This window comes from Streptomyces sp. NPDC059851, assembly GCF_042732005.1.
Classification (GTDB): domain Bacteria; phylum Actinomycetota; class Actinomycetes; order Streptomycetales; family Streptomycetaceae; genus Streptomyces.
The window spans coordinates 68,671-79,556 of sequence record NZ_JBHWJJ010000025.1 but is presented as its reverse complement, the minus strand read 5'-3'; the positions used below and the strand labels follow the sequence as shown (position 1 = coordinate 79,556).

The window sequence follows — 10,886 nt, the reverse complement described above, 5'->3', positions numbered from 1 at the left end:
ACATCACACCCCCCCCGCGCCCCAGTGCGGGGCGGGGGGGGGGGGGGGCCGGCGGCTCCGCGCCCCCCCCCACAGCTCCGCGTCCCGCGTGCCGGGGCCTTCGACCAGCGCCTCGGCGCGGTGGTGGTGCAGCGGTGGCGTGGTGGATCCTGGTCCGATGTCTTCGACCGTCCTCCTCCAACACGCCCTCACCACCCCCACCGACCCCGCCATGCGTCCGCTCCCGGACCCCGTTCCGGAGCTGCTGCTGACCCTGCGTGCCGCGCCACGGCTCGCCGCGCACCTGCGTGCCGTCCACGACGTCGCCCACCGGCTGGTGGACTGGGCCACCGCCCGCTGCCCCGCCCTGCAGATCGACCGTGAAGCCGTGTCGTTCGGTGCGGCGACGCACGACATCGGCAAGGTTCTGCACCCCGCTGAGCTCACCGGCCCCGGCTCCGCCCACGAACCGGCCGGCCGTGATCTGTTGCTGGGCCACGGCTTCCCGCCCCGGCTGGCTCGTTTCGCGGGCACGCACGCGGCTTGGGCCGGCCCGGCCGTCATCGTGGAGGACCTGCTGGTGAGCACGGCCGACAAGATCTGGAAGGGCAAACGGGTGGCCGACCTGGAAGACCTGTTGTCCGCCCGCCTGTCGGCGGCTTCGGGCACCGAGCCGTGGGAGGAGTTCCTGGCGCTGGACGACTTCCTCACCGCGCTCGCTGACACCGCTGCCGCCCGCCTCGCGTTCCAGTCGGCGTACCCGGCCTTCGCCGATTCCACAGCCGACTGAACGCCGAACGGGCTCACCGACCGGCGCCACTCAGAAGCGCAGGCCGCCGAAGGACGCGCGGACGTCGGATTCTGATACTGCCTCTGCCTCTGTTTCTGCTTCTGCTTCTGCTTCTGCTTCTGCTTCTGCTTCTGCTTCTGCTTCTGCTGCGGTCAGTGTTTCCAGGACGGTGCCTCCGCGCGGGTCGTCGAGTGACGAGTAGAGGTCCAGGGCCTGGCCGAGTGCCCGTCGGGCCTGCCGGGTACGGCCCGAAGCCTGCAGGCAGATGCCCAGCTGGTGCAGGGCGTGCGCGGTTCCGGCGCGCATGCCCGTGCGTTCGTGGAAGTCGATCGCCGTCCGGTAGCACGCCTCGGCCCGGTGGTGGTCGCCCATGTCCCGGTGGGCGGTGGCAATGAGCGTCCAGGTCGATGCCTGGAACCACAGCGAGCCGTGCACGCGGTGGAGCTGCTCCGCCCGGTGCAACGGAGTGACGGCCCGTGCGGGATCGCCGAGGGCGATCAGCACCTCCCCGAGGCCGGTGAGGGCCACTCCCGTTCCCCATGCGTCGCCCGCACCCGCGGAGAGCTCCACCGCACGGGCCGTGTGGGCGTCGGCTTCCTCGTCACGCCGTTGCCGCAGGCAGGACATCGCGTACGCGACCAGCGCCGTGGTCTCGCCGATCGCGTCACCGGCCGCGGCGAACCGCTCGACGGCCCTCCGGTAGTGCCCGTCGGCCCGTACGTGGTCCCGCAGACCGGCCCGCGCGGCGGCGAGCACGCTCTCGGCGCAGGCCTCCGCGCGCGGTCCGGCGCCCTCCGCCGCCGCGCTGGCAGCGGTTCCGACGCCCAGCAGATCACCGTGGTGGTGGCGCAGGTACAGGAAGGGCCACAGGGCGTACGGCAACTGCCACGCCACCGGGCTGCCGGCCGCGCGGGCGGCCTCGACGCACGCCTTGAGGTTCGTCCTCTCGCCCTCGCACCATTCCAGCGCCTCCGTGAGCGACGCGAACTGCGGCGGCACGATCCGGTCGGGCGCGGCCACGCTCTGCGCCCGGTGGCGTGCCCGGCCCAGTAGTAGGTCCGCCACTGACTCGGCCGCACGCGCGTACCAGGCGAGGATCCGAGCGGTGCAGGCGTCCAGTTCCTCCGGGGGTTCGTCCGACCGGGCGCATTCGCGGGCGTAGTCGCGTACGAGGTCGTGCATGCGGAACCGGCCGGGCCGTACCTCCGTCACGAGGCTCGCGGCCCGCAGCTCGCCGAGGAGCCGCCCGGCCACCGCGGGCGGCTCCCCCACGAGGGCTGCCGCGGCACCCACGCCCGTCTCGGCACCCGGGTGCAGGGCGAGCAGGCGGAACGCCCGCGCCTGGTCGGTCGTCAGCGACCGATAGGACCGGGCGAACACCGGACGCACGGCGGTGCTGCTCTCCCCCGGCACTGCAAGGAGGTCGAGCCGGGCGCCCGTGCTATCCGCTCGTCCGTCCCGGGCGATGGTGAACCGGTCGCCCCACTCGATCACGTGCTCGGCCGCGATCCTCATCGCGAGCGGGAGGCATCCGCAGTACCGTGCGATGGCCGACAGCGCCGCGTCCGTGACGTCCGGTACGGCAGTCGTCGTCCCGGACCGCGGTGTCACCACCGCCCCCGCCGGGTCTTCCGGCGTGGTCCGCCGGCCACGGCCGAGTGCGTTCCGCAGGAACCCCACCGCCTCGTGGACCGCTAGCGGCTCCAGGCCGACCCGCAGGGCGCCGTGCCTCAGGCTCAGGGCGGTCAGCCGTCGCCGACTGGTGACGATGGTCAGACTGTCGCCGACGGCCGGCAGCAACGGTGCCACCTGTGCGGCACCGGTGGCGTCGTCCAGCACCACGACGACCCGGCGCTGCGCGAGCACGCTGCGGACCAGGGCCATCCGTTCTGCGGGCTCCGCCGGGAGGGTCTGCGGGGTCCGTCCCAGGGCGTGGAGCAGCCCGGAGGCCACTTCCTCCGGTGCGGTCCGGTTCCCGAACGGGCCGTGCGCCCCCAGATCGGCGAAGAGCGTCCCGTCGGGGCGTGACGCGGCCAGGCTTCCCGCGAGCGCGACGGCGAACGTCGTCTTGCCGACGCCCCCCATCCCGTCCACCGCGATCACGGCAGGGCCGCAGTGCCCGGCGAGGAAGGCCCGGGCCTCCTCGAGTTCCGCCTCGCGGCCCCACATCCGGCCCACGGCGGGCAACTGCGCCGGCAGCGGATTCCCGGTGCGGGGCCCGTCCGTTCCGGGTGAGGCCGCGCCGTCCCGGTGCCCGGAGCCCCCGGCACCACCGCTGTCCCCGGTGCTCCGGGAGTGCGCGGAGCTCTCGGACGGGGACCGGTCGCGTACGAGCCGAGCCAGTTCGTCACCCGAGCCCAAGGCGCGGTCGCAGCGCTCGGCGAGTTCGAGGGTGAGGGGGCGCAGGCCGTTCTCGACCCGGCTCAAGTAGCTCTTGCTGTAGTGGACCTGCCGGGACAGCCGGTCCAGTGACCAGCCGTGCCGGACGCGCAGTGCACGAAGACGCTCGCCGGTCAACGCGCTGCGTCCCCGGTGTGGTCGTGGGCGCGGGCCCGAGCACCGGGCACCCTGCGCACGCGGGAACGTCGTGGCAGCACACACGCCATTCCGTTTCCTCCGGATCGTTGCCGGTCGTTGCCATGGACGGTTGGCAACGACCGGCAACGGTCCAGGAGGTCTCCCGGTGCGTCAACGGCGTTACGGTCGATGCGTGCCGGATCAGGACACGGGGGCCTGTCCGGCACACCCCCCTCACCCTCTCCAGACCGGGGCTGCCCCGGCTTCCCTTGCCGTCATCACGAACGGCCCTGCACAGTTTCAGGAGCGATCATGACCTTGGCCACCGTCCGCCGCTCGGCCCTCGCGGCCACCGCCCTCCTCTCACTGGCCGGTGCCGCACTGACCGCCGGTACGGCCAACGCCGCCCCCGCGCCGGTCGCGTCGGGCTACTGCCATGTGGCGGGGCTCGGCGGCGACTACATCTGCGAGTACGGGGAGGCGTGGCAGACGTACCCCAACGGCCAGCGGCAGGTGTTCGTCGTCGGCACGGACTTCGCGGTCTGGACCCGCTACAGCCATGCCGACGGCAACTGGAGCAACTGGCAGTCGATGGGCGGGAGGGCCGCCAGCGGGGTGCGGGTCGACGGGAACAACACCTGGAGCCCGACCGTCTCCCACGTCGGCACGGACGGCGACCGCTGGTACCGCCACCGCCTGAGCAGCGGCTCCTGGACGAACTGGCAGAAGTGACCGCGACGGGCTCCGTGAGGCGGCCCCTACGGCAGCGTCGGTAGGGGCCCGCCCGCCCCCATCCGTGCCGCCCGCCGTCCCGGCCGCCCGGCCCGTGTTCGCGCCGGTGCCGGCGTGGGTGCGGATCCGGCCGGGCACGGTGCCGCAACAATGACCGGAGATCAACTGCGCGGTCCGGCAGCCCGCTCCCTCACCTGTTCGAGGTGCGTTGCGGTGCGAACGCGCGTCTGCGCTTGCACCGCACTGCCGCGCGTACAAGCTGGGAGGCGACGCGGCTGACGAGATACGGCGAGGGGCGATGATCGTATCGGTGATGTCCATGCCGGACGGCGCCATGACGCGTGCCCGCCCGTCAGAGGCACGTGAGCTGCTCAACACGTTCCCGTTCCTGCTCGTGGACGTGGAGCTGCCCGAGAGGAGCCCGCCCGACGAGCAGGCGCTCGTGCACCTGTTTGGTTTGGACGTCGCGGCGTTCGGCTGGCTCGGCCGGGAGGGGGAGATCTCCCGGGCCGAGTTCCTCGGCGACAGCGCCGGGTTCGTCCTGCCCGCCGTCGAGACGGGCCGGGTCGTTCACGTCCACGCCGTGGTGACCGAGACGTACCTGGTCACGGTGCACCGGGGGGCGACCGGGCTGCTGGCGAGCCTCACCGCCCGGTTCCCGCACGAACGTCCCCCCGACGCGGTGGCCGTGCTGTTCCTCCCGCTGGACGAGGCCCTGGAGACCTACCGCCGGACCGCTGTCCGAGCCCTGCTGAACGTGGAGGACCTGGAGGACGAAGTGTTCCGTCAGAGGCGGCCCCAGCAGGGCTACCGCCTGTCACGGCTGCGCCGCAACGCGGCCCTCCTGTACCGCACGCTCCTCCCCTACACCCAGGTGATGGAGGAAACGGTCACCCGCCGCATGATGAGCGCCGGCTTTCCGGAGGCGCGCCAGCGGCTCGTGCGCGAGTACCAGCGCACGGCGAAGTCGACGCTCACGAACATCGAGTCGCTCCAGGAGGCGGCCCGACGCGCCTTCGCCGTGGGCCTGCGAGTGGTTTTCCTGGCCATTGCGCTCCTCGTCCTGCACCGCACCGGCCTCTGGCGCCGACTGCAGGACGAGCAGGGCCGCGTCGACGACCACTAGGGACGGGAAAGCCCCGGCGCCTGGGTCACCCGGCGCCGGCCGGGGAAAGCGCGCAGGTATGCCAGAAATGACCAGCACCATCGACCGAATCGCCCGTTTCCGCCGCGAGCCCGTCGCGGTCCAGGCGCTGCGCTCCACCGCGGCAGCCGTCGTCAGCTACGTGATCGCGCTACGGCTGAGCAGCGAGCCGGCCCCGCTCACCGCACCGCTGACCGCACTGCTCGTCGTCCAGGTCACCCTCTACTCCACGCTGACCACGGGCATCCGGCGGGTGAACTCCGTCGTCGCCGGCGTCCTGATCGCCATCGGCTTCAGCGCGCTGGTGGGACTCACCTGGTGGAGTCTCGGCCTGATCATCCTGGCGTCCCTGCTCGTGGGCCATCTGGTGCGCGTGGACGAGTTCATCCCCGAGGTCGCCATCAGCGCCATGCTGGTCCTCGGCGTCACCCAGGTCGCGAACACCGCATGGGACCGCGTCCTGGAGACGCTCATCGGCGCGGCCGTCGGCATGCTGGTCAACCTGCTCGTCGCGCCGCCGGTCTGGGTCGGCCAGGCGAGCGCCGCGATCACCGACCTCGCAGCGCGCATGAGTCGGCTGCTGGACCACCTCGGCGAGGAGCCCCCCGGGCCCGCCAAGGTCGAGCAGGCTGCCGCCCGCCTCCACGAGGCGCGCCGGCTCGACAACGACATCGCGCAGGTGGACGCCGCCCTCCGGCAGGCCGAGGACAGCCTCCGCCTCAACCCCCGCGTCAAGGAGGGTCTGCTCTTCCGGCTGGTGCTGCGGACGGGCCTTGACACCCTGGAGATCTGTGCGGTCGTCCTCCGCGTGGCCTGCCGCACGCTGACCGACCTGGCCAAGGCCCGCCCGGACGGCCCGCTGTTCACGGCGGAGGTCAGGGCCGCGCTGCGGGAGGTGTCCGGGCACACGGCCAGGGCGGTGGAGAGTTTCGCCGAGTTGATCACCGCCCAGGTCAGTGCCAACGCGGAGGAGGCGGAGGCCCGGCTGACCGGGGAGCTCGTGGTGGCCAGGGCGAGCCGTGACCGGCTCGCGGAGCTCCTGCTGACCGAGGTCGAAGAGGACCCGGCCCAGTGGCAGTTGCAGGGAGCGCTGCTCGCCGAGATCGACCGGGTCATCGACGAACTGGGCGTGGACAAACGCTCCCAGCGCCTGCTGGAAGAGCTCGACCGCCAGACCCGCTCCCGGCGCGGCGGACGCTTCGCCTCACGCCTGCGGCGCCGGCGCGCGAACGGCGGGGGCGGCAGCGGGGGCGCGGGCGCTTGAGTCGGCGGGCGACGGAGCGAATCAAACGTTCCCCTATGGGGAAATGACGCACCATGGTGATCAGGCCACGGACGACGGCAGCATGCCGGACCACGAGGACTGGACCCGCCGCTACTACGAGACCAGCGATGTCGATGCCTTCTACGACGCCTGGTGTGGGGCGGTGAGGACATCCACATCGGGGTGTACGCCCATCCGCAGGAGGTCCGACGACTGCTGCGCTGGGGGCTCTTCCAGGCCCGCCGCACCACGGTCCGGGCCGGCGCCTGACGCCCGGGGCCGGCTCCCCGCCCCCGCCCCGCCCCGCGCCGAAGCCGACCGCGACCGGGCGGCGGCGGGCCGCGGTCCTCGTCCAACGGGTTCCCTCACCCGTCACGTGCGCCCTGTCCGGGAAGGGTCAGTCGGTACCACTGGCGCAGGGAGCGGTGGGTGTGCAGGTACAGGTGCGGACCTCGGCAGACGGGACGGGGGTAGTGGTTGACCGGATTGCCGTTCGGGAAAGTGAGTTCCCCGCGGTCGACGATCACTGCTCCGTCGTCGGTCAGGCGGCAGTGGTGGACGGTGCGCAGGTGGGTGGTGTGTCCGGTGCCGCGCTCGCGCGCTCCGAGCAGCAGGAGGCGCTCGCCGGCGACCACGAAGGCGTACGGAGCGACCACGGGCAGTTCACGGATGCGGAGCGGTTCACCGACCCGTTGTTCGAAGTACGGGTACCCGGGCGGGCAGGCGGCCCGCACCACGGAGTCCGTGACGTTGACGGCGCTGATCTCGCCCACCATGCGGCGGGGTTCCGGGGGCCGGAAGTCCGACACCCTGTTGCCCCTGGCGTCCCACCGGACCAGAGCACCCGAGCTGACGGGGTCACCGCCGAAGATCCCCTCGTCGGCGTAGCCGGTCCACACGTTGGACCGGCGGTCCGCCACCAGGTGGAGCAGGTGGGAGCCCAGGGCGAACCGGCGCAGGGGACGGCCGTTCGGGCCGAAGACCTGGCCGTTGCGTTCGCCCGGCAGTCCGCGTCCGTGCAGGATGACACCGCCCCGGGGAAGGGCGTCCAGGGCCGCAGGTTCCACGGCCACTCCGTGCAGGGTCCGCTCCCGGATCCGCGCCCCGTCGCTGATGACCAGGAGGGCGTCGAAGGGCAGCCGCGCGGGTCGGGCAACGTCCCTGCCGCGCCATCGGTACGGGAAACAGACTTCCTCGCAGATCAGCCAGAGGGCCCTCCCCCACGCATCCACCGTGGTGGCCAGGACCTTCCGCTCGTCGTACTGCCGAGGCAACAGTGCGTAAGGACGCAGTGCCACTCTCGTCAAGGAATCACCTCGCGGGCGACGGAACAGAACAACAAGTGATCATATGACGCCGACGCGGCACCGGGGCCCGGAACGCCTCGTCGGGTTCCCACCGGCACCTCACGCACCGGCCTCTGCGCTGCGGTGGAAATTCCCTGGCGTGGTGGCCGGACGGCGAGCAGACTCCGTCCCATGGCTGACATGGGATCGTTCCGGGAGGCGGTGACCGCCTGGGCGGCCGGCGGGACCGGGGACCGCGCGCGCGAGCTGGCCGCGCTGCTGCACGTCCGGGCGGTCGTCCTGCTCGAAGGGGCGAGCGACGTCGCGGCGGTCAGCGCGCTCGCCGCACGCCGCGGCCGGGACCTGGAGGCCGAGGGAGTCTGTGTCCTGCCGATGGGCGGTGCGATGGGCGTCGGACGATTCGCCGGCCTCCTCGGACCGCGAGGACTGGGCCTGCGCCTCACGGGGCTGTGCGACGAGGCGGAGCGCGGCTACTACGTCCGCGGCTGGGAGCGCGCCGGTGCGGCACCCGAAGGGTTGTTCGTCTGCGCGGCGGACCTGGAGGACGAGCTCATCCGCGCGCTGGGCGTGCCACGGGTGCAGGAGCTCATCCGCGCGGAGGGCGACCTGCGCGCCCTGCAGACCTTCATGCGCCAGCCCGCGCAGCAGGGCCGCACCCCGCAGCAGCAGCTGCGACGCTTCCTCGGCACGAAGAAGGGGCGCAAGATCAGCTACGGACGGGCTCTCGTCGAGGCCCTCGCCCACGACCGCGTACCCGCCCCGCTCGACGGGCTGCTCGCCGGTCTCTGACCCGGCGCCCGGTACCCCTGCCGCTCGACCCGAACGGGCCGGGCGGGTGGTGTTCGGCCCCGGTTGGCCGATCCCGGGTCGGCTGCGGAGTCGTTCGGCGGGGTGTGTCGGGGACGGTAGTGAGACCGCCCGCGGCTCGCTGTGGGTCGCGCCGTCGCCGGGAGTGTGAGTCATGCGTCGTTCTGTGCCCCTTCTGCTTGCCGCTGCCGCCTTGACCGGGCCGCTCGCCGTTCCCGCCGCCGCGGCGAACCCGACACCGATCACCTCGCCCTACGTGCAGGCGGCGGCGGACGTTACCGCCGCCGGCGTGCTGAAGCGGGCGAAGAACATCGATTGGGTGCGGCACGTCAACACCGGCCGGTACTGCGTGAAGGTCAGCAACCAGGTGAACCTGGCGTTCAGCGTGGTCCAGGTCGAACTGCCCAACTCCAACCGCCGCAGCTTCTCCACGACCCCCAACGCCATCTGCGGCACGAACGCCGTCACGGTCTACACCTACGACCTCAACGGCAACTACGTCGACAACCCCTTCACGGCCGCCGTGTTGTGACCCCGGGCCCCTCGCCAGCCGCCTCAGGAGCATCCCCCTGCGACCTGCTCCCGGGCACCGTGGGCAGGGCCTCGCGGAGGTGGTCGAGCAGCACCCGGGCCGCGGGGCTCGCGGGGCCGGCGGCCCGCCAGGCGAGTGCGATCCGGGCACGGATACCGGGACGGACGATGGTCAGCGTCCGAAGCTGTCCGCCGGCGGCAGGGCCTCCCTCACCGGCGGGCAGCACGGCGACGCCCAGCCCTCGGGCGGCCAGCTGCGCGAGGACGTGGGGCGCTGCCGCCTCGAAGGTGACCCGGGGGCGGAACCCCGCCCGTGCGCAGGCGCGTTCGAAGGCGGCCCGTACTCCGGTGCCGCGGGGCAAGCAGATCAGCGCCCGGTCGCTCAGCTCGGCCAGCGCAACGGTCGTGCGCTCGTCGGGCGTGGCGAGGAGCTGGTCCCCGGGGGCGACGGCGACCGCCAGCGGAGCGTCGATGACGATGCGCAGGGACAGGCCGGGCGGGGGCACCTCATCGGTCGGTCCGAGGAGGGCGATGTCGAGCTCACCCGCCAGGAGGGCTGCCTGCATCCGCTCCGAAGTGTCCTCGGTGAGCGCGATCTCCAGGGCGGGGTGGGCGTCGCAGAAGTCCGCGAGGAGCGAGGCGATGTCGAAGGCGTGGCCGGTGGCTCCGGAAACCAGCCCGAGGGAGACCCGGCCGCGCAGTAGCCCCGTGTACGCGTCGACGGTCTGCTGCACCGCGTCCGCCGCCGCCAGCGCCGCCCGGGCGTACGGCAGGACCGCCCGACCCGTCTCGGTCAGGGTCACCGACCGGTGGGACCGGTCGAGCAACGGCTGCCCCAACTCCCGTTCCAGCTGGCGGATCTGGGCGCTCAGTCCGGGCTGGGCCAGGTGCAGGCGGGCGGCTGCCCTCGTGAAACCGCCCTCTTCGACGACGGTGACGAAGTAGCGCAGCTGGCGAAGTTCCATAAGTGCTGATGCTAGAGGGGAGCACAACCATCTATTGGACGTATGGATCGGCCCCCCGCACGCTTGACCTCATGGAGAACGCTTCGCGAACGACGGGCGGGCAGGCGGATGTTCGAGCCGGGGGGATTGCGGATGTGGGGGCTGGTGTGAGGGCTTGTGTCGGGGCCGCCATCGCGGCCGAACGCCGGGAACTGGCGGATCTCTTCGACGGTCTGCGGCCCGATGAGTGGAACGCGCCCAGCCTGTGCGGAGGATGGCGGGTCCGTGAGGTCGTCGCCCACATGTCGATGGGCTTCCGGCTCTCCCTGCCGGCGACGTTGGGGGAACTGGTGAAGGCACGCGGGCATGTCCACCGCATGACCGACCGCGTCGCCCACCGGGATGCGGCCGCGCATTCCGTCGGTGAGCTGACCGCCTTCCTGCGGGACAACGCCGGCCATCCGTGGACACCGCCGGTCGGCGGGCCGGTGGCCGCCCTCGGGCACGACGTGGTGCACGGGTTGGACGTGACGGTGGCCCTCGGGCTCGACCGACGTGTTCCCGAGGACCGGCTGCGCATGCTCCTCGACGACATCAAGCCCTGGGGCCTGCGGTTCTTCGGTGTCGACCTGCGGGGTGTCCGGCTGTGCGCCGAGGACATGGACTGGTCCTACGGGACGGGGGCTCCCGTGTACGGGTCCGCCCAGGACCTCCTGCTGCTGGCCTTCGGCCGCAAGGTGCCCCGGGGCCGGCTGAGCGGCGAGCCGAGCAGCCGGTTCAGCGGGCGATGACGCGCCACCGCGCTGCGGCGGTGGCGGGCGTTCGGCAGCCTCGCGGACGAGGCGGACGAGGCGGACGAGTGCGAGTGACG

10 protein-coding genes are annotated in these 10,886 nt (G+C 72.6%); 7 read left to right on the top strand and 3 right to left on the bottom strand.

Translation table 11 applies throughout. The annotated features are described in order from the left end of the window. Positions 1-157 precede the first annotated feature (157 nt). Positions 158-769, top strand: a complete 612-nt coding sequence (locus ACFV7Q_RS12060) for an HD domain-containing protein (RefSeq protein ID WP_385427113.1) — start codon at positions 158-160, stop codon at positions 767-769. 30 nt (positions 770-799) lie between these two features. Here ACFV7Q_RS12060 and ACFV7Q_RS12055 read toward each other — a convergent pair whose 3' ends face one another. Continuing rightward, entirely contained in the window at positions 800-3,286 is a 2,487-nt protein-coding gene (locus ACFV7Q_RS12055; RefSeq protein ID WP_385427110.1) for an ATP-binding protein, read from the bottom strand. 312 nt (positions 3,287-3,598) lie between these two features. Here ACFV7Q_RS12055 and ACFV7Q_RS12050 point away from each other — a divergent pair, with 312 nt between their 5' ends. The 3 genes from ACFV7Q_RS12050 (at position 3,599) to ACFV7Q_RS12040 (ending at position 6,426) form a co-directional block, all read left to right on the top strand. Beyond that, a complete protein-coding gene (locus tag ACFV7Q_RS12050; protein WP_385427107.1) occupies positions 3,599-4,018 on the top strand; it encodes a hypothetical protein in 420 nt (139 codons plus the stop codon). A gap of 313 nt (positions 4,019-4,331) precedes the next feature. Next, on the top strand, positions 4,332-5,144 hold the full coding sequence (locus ACFV7Q_RS12045) for a CorA family divalent cation transporter (RefSeq protein ID WP_385427104.1): 813 nt from the start codon (positions 4,332-4,334) through the stop codon (positions 5,142-5,144). Positions 5,145-5,202: 58 nt separating this feature from the next. Beyond that, positions 5,203-6,426: an aromatic acid exporter family protein gene (locus tag ACFV7Q_RS12040; protein ID WP_385427101.1), complete on the top strand. Its 1,224-nt coding sequence runs from the start codon at positions 5,203-5,205 to the stop codon at positions 6,424-6,426. A 365-nt stretch (positions 6,427-6,791) separates the two neighbouring features. On the opposite strand, the gene ACFV7Q_RS12035 is transcribed toward ACFV7Q_RS12040, so the two are convergent. Next, positions 6,792-7,724 (bottom strand): hypothetical protein, encoded by a 933-nt coding sequence (locus ACFV7Q_RS12035; RefSeq protein ID WP_385427099.1) that lies wholly within the window; start codon positions 7,722-7,724, stop codon positions 6,792-6,794. Positions 7,725-7,904: 180 nt separating this feature from the next. Between ACFV7Q_RS12035 and ACFV7Q_RS12030 the strand changes: the two genes are divergently transcribed. Then, entirely contained in the window at positions 7,905-8,522 is a 618-nt protein-coding gene (locus ACFV7Q_RS12030; RefSeq protein ID WP_385427097.1) for a TOPRIM nucleotidyl transferase/hydrolase domain-containing protein, read from the top strand. Positions 8,523-8,694: 172 nt separating this feature from the next. Beyond that, a complete protein-coding gene (locus ACFV7Q_RS12025; protein WP_385427094.1) occupies positions 8,695-9,072 on the top strand; it encodes a hypothetical protein in 378 nt (125 codons plus the stop codon). On the opposite strand, the gene ACFV7Q_RS12020 is transcribed toward ACFV7Q_RS12025, so the two are convergent. Beyond that, positions 9,053-10,036: a LysR family transcriptional regulator gene (locus tag ACFV7Q_RS12020; RefSeq protein WP_385427091.1), complete on the bottom strand. Its 984-nt coding sequence runs from the start codon at positions 10,034-10,036 to the stop codon at positions 9,053-9,055. The genes ACFV7Q_RS12025 and ACFV7Q_RS12020 overlap by 20 nt on opposite strands. A 146-nt stretch (positions 10,037-10,182) precedes the next feature. Between ACFV7Q_RS12020 and ACFV7Q_RS12015 the strand changes: the two genes are divergently transcribed. Then, entirely contained in the window at positions 10,183-10,806 is a 624-nt protein-coding gene (locus tag ACFV7Q_RS12015) for a maleylpyruvate isomerase family mycothiol-dependent enzyme (protein ID WP_385427089.1), read from the top strand. The last annotated feature ends 80 nt before the right edge of the window (positions 10,807-10,886 follow it).